The sequence below is a fragment of the Sphingobacterium detergens genome (assembly GCF_003610355.1).
GTDB lineage: Bacteria > Bacteroidota > Bacteroidia > Sphingobacteriales > Sphingobacteriaceae > Sphingobacterium > Sphingobacterium detergens.
This window is the reverse complement of record NZ_RAPY01000002.1, coordinates 232210-249598: the sequence shown is the minus strand read 5'-3', so window position 1 is coordinate 249598 and position 17389 is coordinate 232210. Positions and strand designations below refer to the sequence as shown.

General features: G+C 40.9%; 17 protein-coding genes and 2 tRNA genes. 9 read left to right on the top strand and 10 right to left on the bottom strand.

The features are described from left to right. The first annotated feature begins 30 nt into the window (after positions 1-30). Positions 31-492 carry a GNAT family N-acetyltransferase gene (locus DFQ12_RS13140; protein ID WP_120259520.1) on the top strand — a complete coding sequence of 154 codons (462 nt, stop codon included), beginning with the start codon at positions 31-33 and terminating at the stop codon, positions 490-492. 48 nt (positions 493-540) lie between these two features. On the opposite strand, the gene DFQ12_RS13135 is transcribed toward DFQ12_RS13140, so the two are convergent. Continuing rightward, entirely contained in the window at positions 541-1515 is a 975-nt protein-coding gene (locus tag DFQ12_RS13135) for a YeiH family protein (protein ID WP_120259519.1), read from the bottom strand. 350 nt (positions 1516-1865) lie between these two features. On the opposite strand from DFQ12_RS13135, the gene DFQ12_RS13130 reads away from it, so the two are divergent. Further along, a complete protein-coding gene (locus tag DFQ12_RS13130) occupies positions 1866-2225 on the top strand; it encodes a bleomycin resistance protein (protein ID WP_120259518.1) in 360 nt (119 codons plus the stop codon). Between the two features lie 260 nt (positions 2226-2485). On the opposite strand, the gene cysM is transcribed toward DFQ12_RS13130, so the two are convergent. The 4 genes from cysM to DFQ12_RS13110 all read right to left on the bottom strand — a co-directional run bounded on the left by cysM (position 2486) and on the right by DFQ12_RS13110 (position 5536). Beyond that, positions 2486-3358: a cysteine synthase CysM gene (gene cysM, locus DFQ12_RS13125; protein ID WP_120259517.1), complete on the bottom strand. Its 873-nt coding sequence runs from the start codon at positions 3356-3358 to the stop codon at positions 2486-2488. A 7-nt stretch (positions 3359-3365) separates the two neighbouring features. Continuing rightward, positions 3366-4175 carry a serine O-acetyltransferase gene (locus tag DFQ12_RS13120; RefSeq protein WP_120259516.1) on the bottom strand — a complete coding sequence of 270 codons (810 nt, stop codon included), beginning with the start codon at positions 4173-4175 and terminating at the stop codon, positions 3366-3368. A gap of 202 nt (positions 4176-4377) precedes the next feature. Further along, positions 4378-4761, bottom strand: a complete 384-nt coding sequence (locus tag DFQ12_RS13115) for a DUF3037 domain-containing protein (RefSeq protein WP_120259515.1) — start codon at positions 4759-4761, stop codon at positions 4378-4380. Beyond that, entirely contained in the window at positions 4739-5536 is a 798-nt protein-coding gene (locus DFQ12_RS13110; protein WP_120259514.1) for a HipA family kinase, read from the bottom strand. Before DFQ12_RS13110 ends, DFQ12_RS13115 begins: the two co-directional genes overlap by 23 nt. Positions 5537-5766: 230 nt before the next feature. Between DFQ12_RS13110 and DFQ12_RS13105 the strand changes: the two genes are divergently transcribed. From DFQ12_RS13105 to DFQ12_RS13090, 4 genes are read left to right on the top strand one after another with little or no spacing between them, the layout of a single operon-like run. Then, the gene (locus DFQ12_RS13105) at positions 5767-6309 is read left to right on the top strand and encodes a DUF1599 domain-containing protein (RefSeq protein WP_120259513.1); all 543 of its coding nucleotides are present in this window, start codon (positions 5767-5769) and stop codon (positions 6307-6309) included. 7 nt (positions 6310-6316) lie between these two features. Further along, positions 6317-7501, top strand: coding sequence for a BT_3928 family protein (locus tag DFQ12_RS13100; RefSeq protein WP_120259512.1), 1185 nt, complete (start codon positions 6317-6319; stop codon positions 7499-7501). Between the two features lie 6 nt (positions 7502-7507). Continuing rightward, the gene (locus DFQ12_RS13095) at positions 7508-8023 is read left to right on the top strand and encodes a shikimate kinase (RefSeq protein WP_120259511.1); all 516 of its coding nucleotides are present in this window, start codon (positions 7508-7510) and stop codon (positions 8021-8023) included. Positions 8024-8040: 17 nt separating this feature from the next. Further along, on the top strand, positions 8041-8982 hold the full coding sequence (locus tag DFQ12_RS13090; protein WP_120259510.1) for a glycerophosphodiester phosphodiesterase family protein: 942 nt from the start codon (positions 8041-8043) through the stop codon (positions 8980-8982). A gap of 118 nt (positions 8983-9100) precedes the next feature. Here the strand turns inward: DFQ12_RS13090 and DFQ12_RS13085 are convergent, their stop codons facing one another. Next, entirely contained in the window at positions 9101-9700 is a 600-nt protein-coding gene (locus tag DFQ12_RS13085) for a DUF502 domain-containing protein (protein WP_120259509.1), read from the bottom strand. Positions 9701-9749: 49 nt separating this feature from the next. Next, on the bottom strand, positions 9750-12191 hold the full coding sequence (locus DFQ12_RS13080) for a bifunctional UDP-N-acetylmuramoyl-tripeptide:D-alanyl-D-alanine ligase/alanine racemase (RefSeq protein ID WP_120259508.1): 2442 nt from the start codon (positions 12189-12191) through the stop codon (positions 9750-9752). 75 nt (positions 12192-12266) lie between these two features. On the opposite strand from DFQ12_RS13080, the gene DFQ12_RS13075 reads away from it, so the two are divergent. From DFQ12_RS13075 to DFQ12_RS13065, 3 genes are all read left to right on the top strand, one after another. Continuing rightward, on the top strand, positions 12267-12755 hold the full coding sequence (locus DFQ12_RS13075) for a regulatory protein RecX (RefSeq protein WP_120259507.1): 489 nt from the start codon (positions 12267-12269) through the stop codon (positions 12753-12755). A gap of 112 nt (positions 12756-12867) precedes the next feature. Next, positions 12868-12940, top strand: a tRNA-Gly gene (locus DFQ12_RS13070). 5 nt (positions 12941-12945) lie between these two features. Next, positions 12946-13030: transfer RNA gene (locus DFQ12_RS13065), tRNA-Leu, on the top strand. 34 nt (positions 13031-13064) lie between these two features. Here the strand turns inward: DFQ12_RS13065 and chrA are convergent. The 3 genes from chrA to DFQ12_RS13050 all read right to left on the bottom strand — a co-directional run bounded on the left by chrA (position 13065) and on the right by DFQ12_RS13050 (position 17368). Beyond that, positions 13065-14396 (bottom strand): chromate efflux transporter, encoded by a 1332-nt coding sequence (chrA, locus tag DFQ12_RS13060; protein ID WP_244211739.1) that lies wholly within the window; start codon positions 14394-14396, stop codon positions 13065-13067. Positions 14397-14566: 170 nt separating this feature from the next. Further along, positions 14567-15088 carry an OmpA family protein gene (locus tag DFQ12_RS13055; RefSeq protein ID WP_120259505.1) on the bottom strand — a complete coding sequence of 174 codons (522 nt, stop codon included), beginning with the start codon at positions 15086-15088 and terminating at the stop codon, positions 14567-14569. Between the two features lie 96 nt (positions 15089-15184). Further along, the gene (locus DFQ12_RS13050) at positions 15185-17368 is read right to left on the bottom strand and encodes a glucoamylase family protein (protein ID WP_120259504.1); all 2184 of its coding nucleotides are present in this window, start codon (positions 17366-17368) and stop codon (positions 15185-15187) included. Between the last annotated feature and the right edge of the window lie 21 nt (positions 17369-17389).

The window sequence follows — 17389 nt, the reverse complement described above, 5'->3', positions numbered from 1 at the left end:
CATTTTAAAAACTTCAGATAGGCTATTTACATGTTAGCTGAATTCGAAATAAAACAGATCACAAATCATAAGGACCATCCTTATGATTTGTTGCTTCTAGCCGACGAGACTGTCACCGCAATCAATAAGTACCTTTTTGATTCCTCCGTCTTTGTTGTTCAGGAACTGCAACAGCCAATTGCAGTATTTTGCTTATACCCCATCGATAGTGAGACGCTGGAGATCAAAAATATTGCTGTCGCTGCTTCACATCAGAACAAAGGACTTGGGAGCAAAATAGTACAATACATCCAGGAGACTTATTGTACACAATACCCCAACCTGATTGTTGGCACTGCCGATTGTGGTTTCGATCAGATCCGATTTTATGAACGTAATGGCTTTGTTCAATATGGTGTCCGTGCGAATTTCTTTATAGAGAATTACGAACAACCTATCTATGAAAACGGTCAATTGTTAAGAGATATGATTTTATTGAAATATCAACCCTAACTCCCCTAGCAACAGTAGGTTCCGATTGCTATTTGATACTGCCCTTTTCTATAGACAGAAATAAATATAAATTAACACAGGGATGGCAAGGCACAACCACAATACAAGCCCCTGTAGGATCGCTTTATAACCTACAGACAGTAACACATCTCTTGACAGGCTGGCTCCGATTAAAAAGAGCGTCAATGTTAATCCGACTTTGGAAATATGAACCACATAAGTTCCTATCTCTTGAAAAAATGGAATATAACTATTCAAGATAATAGCCAATACAAATAATCCGATAAAATAAGGAATTTTAATCCGCGTCCCTTTGGTATTAAAAGCAAGCGCACTCAGCAAAGAAATCGGAATAATCCATAGTGCCCGCGTCAATTTAACCGTCGTTGCCACCTGAAGAGCTTCTGTTCCATACTTACTTGCCGCACCGACCACCGAACTCGTATCCTGTATTGCAACCGCACACCAAAGTCCAAATTGTGTCTGGGATAGATCTAGGGCACGACCGATGACCGGGAATACAAACAAAGCAAGTGCATTCAAGACAAAGATAGTTCCCAAAGCGACACTGATCTGCTTTTCATTGGCTTTCACAGTGGGCGAAACCGCAGCAATAGCACTTCCGCCACAGATTGCCGTTCCTACGGTGATGAGATAGGCAGTTAGCTTTTCCAGTTTTAATAATTTACCCAATACATAGCCCAGGGACAATGTCCCGATAATAGAGATAACAGTCAGTAAAAATCCGTCTTTGCCTGTCTGAATAGCGGAGTCAATCTGCATACCGAAACCCAAACCAACAACAGAAAGTTGTAAAAGGATTTGCGTGGCTTTGTGATTAACGGCCAAAAAGGGATGTCCGATCCACTGGGCAACAATAATCCCCAGCAGTAGCGCCAGAGGAGCTGATACGACTGGTGTCAGACATAAGATAAGCAAGAGGATAAAGATGATTTCCCGGATAGTAATCTTTTTGTTGAGTATATGCTTGTATCGCATGGTGGGAGTCACTTTTTTGTACATGATTTTGTGTTTTGATCTGGCACAAAATTGAATAACTTTTATTTATCAATAAAACTACAAATACTAATAAGTCATAACTAGACATTATATATCATAAAAACATCGCAAAAGAGTTCAACCTGTAAATGTGGATTGCACAGCCATCCAGATCAAATGCGGCATCGATATTTGTTGGAAGAATATGAGGATCAAATACGATCAATAAAGATAAATCCATGGGTTCAATGAGATCACACTTATAACAGTCCATATTTCGGTATTGGCATTCCACTTGGAAAATAATAAGTATACGTGGAAGATCCAAGATAAATCACTATATTTCAATAAGATTCAAATAAAATAAGTAAACGATGAGACTAACTGCGATACACCCCAAATTACCGATGCGCGACAAAGCTGTCACAAGCGATTTTTACTTAGGTCAGCTGGGCTTCATACCTTGTGGCACCGAAGATTATGAAGGATATCTGATGATCAAAAAAGATCAGATCGAGATTCATTTTTTTGAATTTAGGGAACTGCCACCCGAAGAAAATTATGGCATGATCTATATCCGTACGGATGATATTGATGAGCTTTATCAATCTTTTTTAGCACGCAACATTGCCATCCATCCGAATGGCAAACTGGAGACAAAACCTTGGGGCCAGCGCGAATTTTCCATATTAGATCCAGATAGCAATTTGCTAACATTCGGACAGGGAGAATAACACTAAACGTTTAACTACTGTAGCAAAGGTTTGACAAAGAGGCAGCTGGTATACTGGGTATATGCAGACCCAGCCAATACACTTTATTGAAGATATCCTGTCCAATGGAAAACGACACGGCAAATAAAAGGGGAATAGCCCTTGAGACGATTAGACACGCTAAGAAAAAACAAAAAAACCTGTCTTTATTATGCTTGGTTTTGCCATAATAAAGACAGGTTAAATATTTTATAGGGCAGATTTGTTTAACCAGGAAAGGACTAGCCAAATAGGTCTGAGCTCAAATAACGGTCACCCCTATCACATGCGATAAAGACAATGATCCCTTCCTCAATTTCGCTGGCAATTTTCAATGCGCCAGCAAATGCCCCCCCTGTACTCATACCTGCAAATACTCCTTCGCGTTTCACCAATTCACGCGCCAGTTCGGTCGCTTCCTGTTGTGAAATATCAATCACACGATCCACACGGCTTGGATCAAATATTTTTGGTAGATAGGCTTCTGGCCAGCGTCTGATTCCAGGTATAGATGACTCGGGTGTAGGTTGACAACCGACGATCTGTATCTCCGGATTTTTCTCTTTAAGGTAAATGGAATTCCCCATAATCGTTCCCGTCGTCCCCATTGCACTCACAAAATGGGTAATTTTCCCATCTGTATCGCGCCAAATTTCTGGCCCGGTTGTTTTGATATGGGCTTTATAGTTATCCGGATTGGCAAATTGGTTTAAGATATAATAGCCTTCCTTCAACGCTTTTTCTTCCGCATAGTCACGGCATATTTCCATAGATTCTAAGAGCGTAACCTTGGCGCCATAAGCCTCCATCGTCAACGTCCGTTCGCGGGTAGACGATGCGGGCATAACCAGTTCCAAACTTAAACCATATATTCCGGCAATCATGGCTAGGGCGATCCCTGTATTACCACTTGTTGCCTCAATCAGTTTGCTTTCTTTCGAAATTTCACCACGCTCCATTGCTGAACGTATCATATTTAATGCCGCGCGATCTTTGACTGAGCCGGCGGGATTATTCCCCTCCATCTTTGCAAAGATTCGTACCTTGGGATTCGCATGAAATTGGGTGATCTCCACCAATGGTGTATTTCCGATGGTATCTATAATATTTCCCATAATGTATCTATATGATTGGTTTTGAATCTATAAATTTCGCCGTTGCCTGGTGGTATACTGTAGTATAAGGTTCGACCGAGCTCGTCAACCAAACATTCCCACCGATAACGGAATGATGACCTATACGTGTCTCACCGCCCAAAATAGTCGCCCCGGAATAGATGATAACATGATCCTCGATCGTCGGATGGCGTTTGACATTTGAAAAGACCTTGTCCACACTCAAGGCGCCCAACGTAACACCTTGGTATAGTTTAACGTAATTACCTATTGTACAAGTCTCTCCGATGACTAGCCCTGTACCATGATCTATGTGAAGATGATGACCAATGGTCGCCCCCGGATGAATATCAATACCTGTCTTGGAATGTGCATGTTCGGTCAATATCCTTGGGATCAGGGGCACACCTAGACGGTGGAGCTCATTTGCCATTCTAAAAATACAGATGGCAAAAAAACCGGGATAGGTGCGTACAACCTCACGCTTATTTTGCGCAGCTGGATCTCCATCCATCAATGCATCAGCATCCCAGCACATCAGCTCGTACAACGTCGGAATACGTTCAAAAAACTGATGGGCCACTTGTGCATGATTGCAATGACCACAGGCTTTTGACTTACTCAGAAGCTGTTCCAACTCCAGTTCAAATTGCTCAAAGGCAAGTTTTACATCTTCTACCGATTTCATTTCGCCAGAATTTCGCTCCGGAAAAAGCACATCCAAAATTTTGGTTGCCCAGCCACAGATCTTCTTATTGGAAGGCATTTCTAAAACAGCTAATTGCTGCTCATAGATATGTTGATAAAAATCATGCATCTTCAAAAGTAAATATTAAAACAAATATACTATACAATATTGATAGATTAAGCCTTATTAGCAATAAGGCTACGATTAAATCATTTTTTTCTTTCTATTTGAGTCCCAAACCCACTCCAAATTTATTACCTAGGGCATCGTTGCAGCCAGCATTTCTTCCTCTTTTTGGCACAAGCTCCATTTAGTGGCCTGACGATGTCTATTAAAGTACCAGGCGCTCAAACAAGTTTTGCAGTGTTGCTTCGGGATCTTCACAGAGCCCGGGATGTGAGGCGGAACATTGGATGACCGTGCTCCGTTTGGCGGTAAGCCAACGGAAACGCTCTGTGATATCCAGCGCAGCTAGTTTTCCGGCATCTTTATCGCCATTACAAATCCGCTGAAAGGAAGACAGATGGTTTTCGATGAGTTCCAATTCAATTTTAGGACAGAGCGCACGCACCTTTTGCTCGTCGATGGCATAGACCATCTTGGCAAAGCGATATTTACGACAGTAGAGCGCAATACCAACATTGATAAATTCCTCACGCTCTACACGTGGTACCAGTCGCACCACAGCATATTCATATAAGGTTCTCTCTGGCATCTTCTATCTGTTTTACAAAAATTGACGAACTCGCCACACGTTGTTTCAAGAACGAAACGTACACCTCTCTCGCATTCGCTGCTGACAATTCACGTTCAGAATCCTCCAACCATTCGTCCGGTACAACGGCCAATATCTTACGAAAAACATCCTCCGTAAAAAGAGGACTGAATTCAGCATCTATTTTTTCAACAATGGTCGCGTTTTTTAACAACACATGATCTTTAATCTGCACGAAAGGTTTGTGCGATTGTTCCTCCCAATTGTCCCAGCTATGGTGGAAATACAAGGATGCGCCATGGTCGATCAACCACAGTTCTTTGTGCCAGATCAACATATTGGTATTCCGGACTGTGCGGTCAACATTCATCAACAAAGCATCCAGCCACACAATCTTGGAAGCCTCTTCCGCTCCAATCACATCCACATTGGCATCAAAAGTAATTGCCCCACTCAAAAAATGGAGCCCAAGGTTTTTCCCCACGCTGAATTTGAGTAGATCCTGTATTTCTTCATCCGGTTCGGAGCGCCCAAAAGATTCATCCAGATGGGCAAAGACGATTTCAGGCACTCTTAATTTTAACAATCTGGCCAGCTCACCGCCGATCAGTTCGGCAATCAGTGCCTTTCGTCCCTGTCCTGCTCCTCTAAATTTGATGACATAACTAAAGCCATCATCAGCATCGACCAGCGCCGGCAAAGATCCTCCTTCCCGAAATGGCTGAACATATCGGGTAATCTCTACTTCGCGAATAATAGGTTGTTGAAAATTCATGAATTTCTATTTTCTTGCTATTCAAAGTTGGCCATCAACTCTGCACATAATATCAAACTAAGATAAAGTTAGTTTTAAAACCTTTAATGGTCGAAATATCTCAAATATTTATTTAAATTTTAGCAAAATAGCGCAAATTGTACATTCATTTGACCATCAGAAGTACTATTTTCTAATTATATTTGTCCTATAATCTCGACTTGTTTAATCAAGTTCTTTTCAAAAGCGATATGGATACTATTCAGGAATATAACAGTGTTATCAAGCACTGTCAAGATTTATTTATAAAAAAAACAAAAGATTATGGAACGGCTTGGCGGATCATGCGCCTGTCTTCTATTACCGACCAGATTTATATCAAAGCACAACGTATACGTACGCTCGAAGTCAAAAAAGTATCCAAGGTTGGGGAGGGTGTCATAGACGAATACATCGGTATTATCAATTATTGCATTATGGCTATGATCCAGATTGATCTGGGTGAAGATGGCGAGGAAAACCTCGACTCCAGCTTTGTCAATCAAAAATATACCGAAAAAGTAACAGAAACCAGAGACCTCATGCTGGCCAAAAACCATGATTATGGTGAGGCTTGGCGCGATATGCGTGTTTCTTCTATGACAGATCTGATCCTAATGAAAATTCATCGGGTCAAACAGATCGAGGACAATGATGGCCAAACTATTGTTTCCGAAGGCATTCACGCCAATTACCAGGATATGCTCAACTACGCAGTTTTTGCGTTAATTAAATTAGGACTAGCACAACAATAATCGGATAATGACAGCAGCACAACAGACAACAAAGACAAATTACCTTTTAGGATTTTGCCGCATTTTCACTGGACTTCTCTTTATTTTCTCTGGATTTATCAAAGCCAATGACCCGACAGGTTTCGGTTATAAACTGCAGGAATATTTCGAGGTATTCCACTTGACTGCCTTCAATGAATACGCAACGGCCATTGCTGTGGTGATCTGTGGTTTTGAAATTCTTTTAGGTGCGCTATTGTTGTTTGGTGTCTATGCCAATTTGGTGGCTTGGGGATTACTGTTATTGATCCTATTTTTCACCTTTCTGACCTTTTATTCCGCATTTTTCGAAGTTGTCACCTCCTGTGGATGTTTTGGTGATGCCATTCCATTGACTCCTTGGCAATCCTTTTCCAAAGATCTGGTACTATTGGCCCTGATCCTGATCATCTTTTTTTACCGCAAACAGATCCGATCTATTATCAAAGGCTCCGGCAATCAATTTGTTGTCACATTGATTACAGCCGTTGTTTCCTTGGGTATCGGCGTATATACGGTCAACTATCTTCCTTTTATAGATTTCTTACCCTATAAAATTGGCAATAATCTCCCTTCACTAATGGTTCTTCCAGAGGGAAAAGAAGGGGATGTCTTTGAGCAGCTCTATACCATGAAAAACAAAAAGACAGGCGAGACCAAGAAAGTCAATGACAAAGTCTATATGGCGGATAAGCTCTGGGAGGACGAGTCTTGGGAGATCATTGGCGAGCCGGAAAGCAGGCTTATCAAAAAAGGATATGATATTCCTATCCCCGACCTATTGATCTCGGACGCAGATGGCGCTGATCATACGCAGGAAATCATTGCCAACCCCTATTATAATGTTATCATCGTCGCCAAGGATCTTTCGTCTACCAATATAGATGCGCTCCAGAAAATCAATCAGACGGTGACACAGATGACCAAAGATTACAATGGTCTTCGAGTTGTCTTACTGACTGCCTCAGCCTCCAAAGATGCTCAATACCTGAGTGATAAGATGCAATTGATTGCTGAAATATACTATGCTGATTTAATTCCATTGAAAAGTATGGTCAGAGCCAATCCGGGGGTGATCTTGTTAAAAGGTGGAAATGTAATGGGCAAATGGCATTACAATAATTTCCCGGATGCAAAGACGATTGAAGACAATTTTTTAAGTAAAGACAAATAGAATAATATGCCTAAACCTATTTTTTTGATTGGCTATATGGGCAGTGGAAAGACCACACTGGGGAAAAAGCTGGCCAACAAATTAGATTTACCTTTTATCGACACCGACGAAGAGATCGTAAAGCAGATTGGCATGAGCATTACCGAATATTTCGGCGAACATGGTGAGGCAGCCTTTCGAGAACTTGAGCGTGAACAGATCCGCAAATTTGCGGACAACTATGCCGTCATATCTACCGGTGGTGGCGCTCCATGTTTTTTTGACAACATGGATTGGATCAAAGCCAATGGTTATGCGGTATATCTGCAAATGAGCCCCAAAGCCTTATTTGATCGTCTGTCACAATCGAAATTACACAAAAGACCTATTCTAATCGGCAAATCTCCGGAAGAATTACGGGCCTTTATCGAAGAGAAATTAACCGAACGCGAGCCCTACTACAGCCAAGCCCATCTAACAATAGACCAGCTCAATACAACAGTAGAGGCTTTAGTTACCCTGATCAATCAGCATAATACTTAATCGTACAATAGCTAATAATGAGCATACGCCCACACTTCTTTTTTTTATTCTTAAGCTGTGTACTACTTCTCAGCAGCTGTTTTCGCCATAATGGCGACACCGAAGGCTTACCTGTGGGCAAGCGTATTCAGCTGACGACCGTAGAAGATCTCTATCAATTTCTGACTTACGATGACAATCGTTATCCGCTGGTTAGCTTGCATCGTGGCGGCCCTACTTCTGGTTATCCCGAAAATGCATTAGAGACCTTCGCTTACAATGCCGGTCTACAACCTGTTATTGTGGAGTGTGATGTTCGCTTGAGCAAAGATTCGGCGCTGGTACTTATGCATGACAATACGCTCAATCGCACCACGACAGGTCGAGGATCCGTCAGTGAACGTACATTGGCCGAACTCAAAAAACTACGTTTGCTAGACAACAACAAGAAAATAACTCCTTACAAGATCCCTACACTTGACGAAGCACTCGCTTGGGGAAAAGGAAAGGTCATCTTTACACTGGACATTAAAAATGATGTACCCTACGAATCGGTGATCAATGTCATCCGTCAGCAACGTGCCGAATCCAGTGTTGTTATCATCACGTATAGTGCTGGTCAAGCCGGCAAAGTGCATAACTTGGCTGGGGATCTAATGATATCCGCTTCTGTGAAGAACCTTGATGATCTCGCCCGCCTTAATGAGAAGGATATCCCTGACAATAAGCTGCTAGCCTTCGTGGGCACACGGGAAGCTGATCCTGAGCTGACCAAAGTATTGCATGATCATGGAATTATGTGCATTCTTGGCACCCAAGGTAACCTCGACAGACAAGCCGCCAAAAAAGGATTTCAGTTGTATGCTAGCTTTATTGAACGTGGTGCAGACATCTTGAGTACAGATCAGCCAAAGGAAGCTGGACGGGCCTTAAATTTTTATGTCAAAAAAAGAGGGATATCTTCGAAATTTGTACAATAAACGACCCCGACCGCTTTGCTTCTATTTTCAATTGTAGAAGCATCGCCCTCCACAAATCCTATCGTTGTTTACCTGCTGTATAGATTCTTTTTTCGTTACGCCCTACTCCGTTAATGTACTAATGCGCTATTCCACTGACACCACCGGAAACCACAAGTTTCATCGCATCGGTAGGTGACATATCCAGTTTTTTAACTTTATCCGCACTGATAATAACAACCTGACCGGCAAAGGAATAAGAATAGGGAAAATAAACCATTACCTCATTTTCTAAACCAATACTTTTCAGATCATGCTGTGTCAGGAACCCGATCTTTTTTAGTCCGAACTCGTTTACAGTCACCAGCACGGGTTCATTGAATTTTTTTGCGTCACCCACAAATGCTTCAGTGAAATCCTTGATCGAGGTGTACAAGGTATTCAAAAGCGGTATTCTTTTGATCTGATGATTGATCCACACTTTAATCGGATCAGTCACAAAATTCGTAAATATCACCCCCGCAAGAACAAGGATAAGAATGACTGTCAAGATTCCGATTCCGGGAATATATAGCGGATGCCCTTTTTCATCCTGAAAAAAATGTTCAGTCAGATTCAGCGCAGAGTCTATCGATGCAAAAATCCATACGATCAGAAAGACAGCACCAGCCAATGGTACAACAACGAGAATACCTCGAATTAGATAATTAATAAATCCCCTGAATAATTTGCCCAGCATGAGTTAAAAAATCAAAATATATTTATACAAAAATGCAGAATATCCTTTATTATTCATAAAAATATACTCTTTTTACCCGTTGCGAGATACTCGTCAACAGTTCGTAAGGAATAGTTCCGATAGATTTCGCAGCAAGCTTAATATCGGGGTAAACGATTACCTCGTCTTCCTCGGCTACTTCGATATCCGTAACGTCAAGCATACACATGTCCATGCAAATATCTCCGATCGTTGGTACAAGACAGCCATTGACCATCATCTTACCCACACCATTACCAAAACGTCTGTCATACCCATCTGCATAACCAATTTTTATGGTTGCTGTTTTGCTATCCCGGTGCAATACCCCATGCCGATTATAACCTACTGTCTCTCCAGCAGCCAAATGTTTTATTTGCGTCACATTGGTCTTCAAGCTACTCACTTCTCTAAGCGGAAGATCATGTCGTTCAATATCGATCCCATACAGTCCAATTCCCAACCGAACCATATCAAAATAAGCCTGCGGCCATAGTTCGATGCCCGAAGTCGCTGCAATATGTCTTAAGAATGAATAACCGAGACCTTCTTCAAGGCACTTTGTAAATTGATCCAAGAGATCAATCTGTTGTTGGGTGAAAGCATTATCCTCCTTATTTCCAGCGGAGGCCAAATGGGAAAATGCCGACTTTACCTGAAGTATCGACCCTTCTTTTAGCTCCGTAATGAGTCTATCGACCTCATCAGGCATGAAACCAAGGCGATGCATTCCTGTATCCACTTTGATATGAACCGGAAAGGACGCGATCCCCTTCCCTTTTAAGTAATTCAAGAAAGAAGACAGAATTCGAAAGCTATAAATCTCAGGTTCGAGATTATGCTGAACGATGGATTCAAACGTATTTTCATCCGGGCTCATCACAACGATTGGCAATGTGATGCCTGCTCCCCTCAGATCAACCCCTTCGTCGGCAAATGCAACAGTCAGGTAATCCACCCTATTGAACTGTAAAAGGTTTGCAATCTCAAAGCTTCCACTCCCATAAGAAAATGCTTTGACCATCGACATCAATTTTACATGTTTTGGCAACAGCTGGCGATAGACATTCAAGTTATTCTCCATGGCATTCAGGTTGATCTCAAGCACAGTATCATGTGATTTAGCCACCAACAACCGGCTGATTCGTTCAAAGTGAAACTCCCGTCCCCCTTTCAATAAAATAGTAGAATCTTCCAATTGAATAGCCCTGATATCTTCCAAAAATGCTGTTGTACTAGGATAAGACACCGATGGAACAGCAAATTGATCAGCGACCTGTGTCAAGATCTCCCCAATCAAGATCAGTTTATCTAGCCGGTATTCTGAAAGTAAGCGTTTCAATTTTGACAAACTTTTCTCATCCGTTATATTTACGCCCGGTATATCGGAAAGGATCAATATTTTTCGGGGATGCTGTCCCTGTTGATTTAAAAACTCAAGCGCAATCTGCAGGGCATCCAGATCATTACTATAGGAATCATCAATAATCGAGCTATTCTTTTTCCCTTTTTTTAGCTCTAGTCGCATCGCAACTGGTTGTAGCTCCTTAATTCTCGATGCAATTACCTCTTTTTCATAACCAAAACGCAACATAACGGCAACGCAGTTGATCGCGTTTTCCACATTTCCCTTATCGACAAAAGGTACCTCGATGGCAAATGTCCGCCCGCCATAGAAAAGTGTGGCTACCGTGAACTTATCATCCACCTGCTTGAGAGAATAAACCTCCAATGAAAGCCCTTCATCAAATCCCCAGGAAAACTTTCGAGGTCGATAGGGCAGTTGAATATCCTCTACATAACGGCTGGGAAAGATCATGGTTTCAACATCCTTGAACAAGTTGATCTTTTCGTAGATCTTTTCGTTCTTTGACTCAAAACCAGCTTTATGGGCCACGCCTATATTTGTTAGTAGGCCGATTGTTGGTTTGATCATATTTTCCAACTTCACCATTTCTCCCTTCTCAGAAATTCCAGCTTCGATAATCGCCAGGTTATACTGATCCGATAAGCCCCATAGCGAAAGTGCAACACCCAATTGTGAATTGTAGCTTTTAGGACTACGATAGATCTTATATTCAGGAGACATGAGCTGATATAACCATTCCTTGACTATTGTCTTCCCATTGCTGCCAGTGATGCCGATAACCGGAAAACTAAACTTCTGTCTATGAAAAGCCGCCAATACTTGCATAGCTTCGAGGCTATCCGAAACCCATATCAGATTTGCATCCGGAAATAACAGTTCCTGTTCCTCATCTATCTGCAGAACAAAGTTTCTCACGCCCTTATCATAGGCCTCTTTGATATAATGATGACCATCCCTACTCTTCTGAAGTGCAAAAAACACACCATTATCAGCCTGAACAATCTTCCGACTATCATAAAATAAATGCTGAACTAAAGAATTGGGATCCGTGATAAATGTGCGATTAGGGTGTAAAATCTGGACGATTTCCGATATTTTATACATTCTCCTGATATTTTGATTGGATCAAAACTGAACATTTTTTTAGTTATTTCATATTATTTTTGAAATTTTGACAATATGTTCGAAGAAGATAAAAGAAACAAAAAGATACTAACAGCACGTCAAGCTCAATTAAAGGCTGAAAGTTATTGTGCTTACCAGGAAAGATCCCAACAAGAAGTGCGGGACAAACTTTACGGCTGGGGGTTGCATGAGGAGGATGTCGAAAATACTATAGCAAATTTAATCGCAGAAAACTTTTTAAATGAAGAACGCTTCGCGATAGCCTATTGTAATGGGAAGCTTCGCATGAAAGGATGGGGCAAAATCAAAATCAAACAGGCTCTAAAGGGAAAGCGGGTTTCTGAGCAATTGATAAAAATTGCATTCAAGCAGATTGACCTGGACGAATACGAGACTATATTGGAAAATATTATTGACAAAAAAATTCGGGAAATAAACAGCAAAGATTCTTTCATCGTTAGGAACAAAGTCTATCAATTTGCGTTGTCTAGGGGATTTGAAAGCGATTTAATTTTTTCTATACTGAATTCAAAGGAGTTATAAAAAACAACAAAATAAAGTAAACAAATATTTTGCAATATTAAATTTTCGCTCTATATTTGCATCACCAAAAAGGAACACGAGGTTCTTTTTAAAATTGAAATAAAAATTCCATGCGAAAATAGCTCAGCTGGTAGAGCACAACCTTGCCAAGGTTGGGGTCGCGAGTTCGAATCTCGTTTTTCGCTCACCTGCCTAGGTGGTGGAACTGGTAGACACGCAGGACTTAAAATCCTGTTCCCGTTAAGGGAGTGCGGGTTCGATTCCCGCCCTAGGTACAAGAAAGCTCATCAGTCGATGGGCTTTTCTTGTTTATAATAGCAGGTAAAGCAAAAAGCCATAAAGCAAACTCAAAAGTATCAGCTGCAACATCCCGATCCGATAGCGAAATAATAGAAAAACTGAGACAGCAACCCATAGCAATGCTTTCCAATCCAACTCCGCCACCGCGAATACCTTCGGAAACAAAATACCCTGTCCCAAATAACAAGCTAAATTAACAATCACCCCCACCACAGAGGCCGTGACCAAAGAAAGTACATACTGGATGGCCGTATTCTTTTGAGACCGCTCAATCAAGGGAGCCCCAACGAAGATTAATGCAAAATTTGGCAAAAAAGTAAAATAAGCGGTAGCCACCAGACCTACCGCGGCCATGACATAGGAATGGTCGAAATGGTTGAATCCAGCCATAAACCCCACATAAGCCAACACAATTACCAACGGACCCGGCGTCGTCTCCGCCAAAGCAAAACCATCAATCATTTGCGTTTTTGTCAACCAAAAAAGTTTTTCCGTAACCAAACCGGCGATATAGGGAATAACAGTATATGATCCTCCAATGGTAAAGTAAGCCGATTTCGTAAACAAAAAAGAGAGTTCTTTCCAAAATGCAGCATCTGGCATAAATAAATACAAGAAAATAAACGGCCCCAACCACAACAGGAAAAATGCAGATAATTGAATGCCAATCTTACGCACAGAAATTGGTGGCACTTCCTCTAACGAATTAATAGGATAACATTCTTCGACATCTTCCGCTTCTTCCTTTTCAGCTATAGCGGTGGCTTTTTTTGTTTTTAAAAAATAAAGAATGAAGCCCCCAATGATAACCCCAAGAATAATCCAGGGCATAGTTATTTTAACAAAATAAGAAAGTAAAAATGCCGCAAGAGCTACGATATAATGCCATGCACTCAATAATGATTTTTGCCCCACTTTATAGGTTGCAAACAGTATAATCGCTAGAACCGCGGGCTTTAAACCCGAAAATAACGCAGAAAGAATTGTAGAATTGCCAAAGTAGATGTACACCAGACTAAGTCCAAATATGATAAACAAAGAAGGTAAAATAAAGAACAAGCCCGCTAATATCCCACCTTTCAGACCATGCAATTTCCAGCCAAGATAAATGGTCAGTTGATGCGCTTCAGGTCCGGGTAGTAGCATGCAGGCGTTAAGCGCCTGAAAGAACTTCTTATTGCTTACCCACTTTTTCTTGTCCACCAAGAAATCATGCATGAGGGTAATATGCCCTGTTGTTCCACCAAAACTTATCCAGCCCAGAATAAACCAAAACCGGAGTGCCTCCCGAAAATTAGGAGGGCGCAATTCATTTCTTTCAACGGATATCTTTTCTTCCAAGATTGTCTAAAAATTTATATTATGATCAGCGTGATTATACGGGTGGAGACAGGAGCTAACTACTTGAAGCATTTTAAAAAGAATGCTTAACACCTCTGATAAAGGCATAAAAAAAGCGATATATTCATAAAATATCTCGCTTTTTAGTTCAGGAAAAAGTCCTGATAATTTTATTTTTTATCTAGGATAGTCACTTCTACCCTTCTATTTTTCTGACGTCCATCCGGTGTTTTATTATCGCCCACAGGATTTGACTGACCAAAACCTTTAGCAGTAATACGCGACTCCTGTACACCTGAATCTACCAGGAATTTCTTTACAGATGCAGCACGTTTATCCGAAAGCCATTGATTATATTCGACAGTACCAGTCGCATCAGTATAACCATCAACTTTAATTTTATTATTGTTCTCGTTCAAAATTACGGCGAGCTTACTTACTTCAGTCTTCGCTTTGTCAGACAGATAGGAAGAATTTGTCGGGAACAATAGATCGGATGAAATACTGAATTTAATTCCCTCATCAGTCCTTTTCGCATCATTAAAATCCTTTTTCACATTTTTCAAACCATCATCAGTTCCATCTTTTGTGACAACAGCCCCAGGATTAACTACAATAGCCTGTTGTTTACAAGAAAATAATGATAAACTTGCGCATACGGCCAATAGTCCCAAATTAATTTTTCTAAGCATCGTTTTTAACGTATTTATTGTCGATTTAAGCAGGGTAAATATAAGGAAAAAACTCCAAAAAGGCACTCCTTTTCCGTCTACCGGATCGTAACAAATCTATTTCTTCACATAAACAGTATCCAATGTCTTTTTAATCTCTGGGATCCGTTCATACAACTTCCAGATCATCCCTGAATTGGCATTTTCGATCATTATGGCTATTGTAGCCTGATTCCTTGCCCGATAGCTTTCAGAAACATCATTGTTTTTCAGGTCGATCCATGCTCTGAATCCATATTGTGTAAACAGCACATCAGCATATTCCTCGTAAAATTTACGCATGGCTTTCATACCTATCTCCCTTTCAAATGGATAGGAAGCAATTGAAATTGCAGGATTGACAAAATATCCCTGATAAGCATTATCCGTGTGTTCAACACCCCAGATATCCGTAAATCTCGTCCCGATATTCAATTCATTATCTCTCCGTTTATAGGCTAGTATATAATCTGACAGATACTTTTTATAATCCACAAAATTATCCACTTTTCCTTTCGGATCCATGATTAAAAATGGTCGATAAACAGACATCAGTGACTCTGTCAGATTCCCTCCTGCAATACTTTTAGCGAAGATAACCTTATCATCCGAATAGATTGAGGCAGGTGCATTCCAAATACTACCGATCAGTGGATTGTTGCTTATAGACTGTGCAAGTGAGTCATTTAATTTTGTTTTTATCTCTGGAGCCAGCGTATTTAACTCATCAGTAAAATCCATTGCATCCCCATGTTTGGTTGCAAATCCATTCATGTAAGCTGAGGCGGCTAAAGGATGTGTAGGAGAAGACATCGCCAGCAGATAAGTACTTAGACTCTCATTAAATCCACCTAATGGACGTGACCTCGCTGTACTATCTATAGGCGACCACTTGTTCCAGAGAACATCGGTATTATTTGGATCTGTAAAATAACGCCAATTTATTCTTTCCCATAATGTGGTAATTGATTTACGTAAGGATTGCTCTTCCGGATCCTCCTTCGCGAAGTATTCACGGGCGATTAACAATGACTCCATTAAATGGGAAGTTCCTCTTATATCATAGGTAGGCACAGAATCCCGATAGAAGGGCACGCCTGATCTCCCATCGTAAAAGGCAGTAAAAACACCCTGATGATTTTGTGCTGCCCCTAGGAATTTCACCATACGTGTCATCCGCGATAATAGAGCCTGTCTGGATATCAATTGATTTTCAGCAGCAACAAGTAGGCCCAAAATGGCATAACCTGTTTCATTCGTTGAAACAACTGCCTGCCGATTTCCACGATCAGGGAGGTACATACCACTATTTACATCATAATTATCAATAAAATAGTTGACATGCGCGTTCCGAATAAAATTTAGCATCTCAGCATCGGTCCCTTTTTTGGTCTGTATTTCTTTTACATCGGAAAACGGGGACTCCACATAGTTGTAGTCAACCCATGCTATTTTATAATAATAGTTCTTATTATACTCATTCACCCGATCGAGACACTTCTGCACATAGATTGGCAAGATTGCAATTGGCTGAAAATTAAGCTTATCCTCTGATCTATAAATTTTTACGTAGCGGATACTGGGAGTCAAGGGCAGCTGCCACACCAGTTCAACTTGCTTGTCTACAGAACCTATTTTAGATAAAATAGCTGCCGATGACAGTTTCACTTTTGGATAATTTCTTGGCAGAAATTCTATTTGATCAATAAAAAGTTGATGGGTAGTTGCACTGGTTCCATTTTGTTCCAATAGTAACGAGGAAACGGCTTTTCCGATGGTAATCCCTTCAAATTTCGATACAGGAATAGAAACATTGAGCCAAGTATCATAGGCAAAGTCTTCGATGTAATGGGTAATATCCAGGGCATTACTGCGTACATCGTTTTGTTGCAGGGCAACTTTAGGCAACTGTCCTTTTTCGGTGTTACTTTGGATAAACAATTTAAAGGTTAAATGATCATCCTTAGCGATCATATACTGAAATTTTTGCTTATCATTTAATATACTGGCCTCCCATTTACCATTGGGGGATGAAACGTAACGTAGCGAAAGCGAGTTCCCTGGAGTAAAAAACAGGCTATCCGAGACAGGAAGACTATGATTCACATTTTGTACCCAAGACTCTCCAGTGTAATGCGCCATGCTTTTTGCATAGCTTCCATTGATTATACTATTATCAAATAGAACCTCCGGATAGCTCTCCGATCTGGCAAGTATGGGCGAAATCAATAGAAAAAGAAAGTAAAAGTATTTTTTCAGCATAAGTCAACATTTTTCACAGGC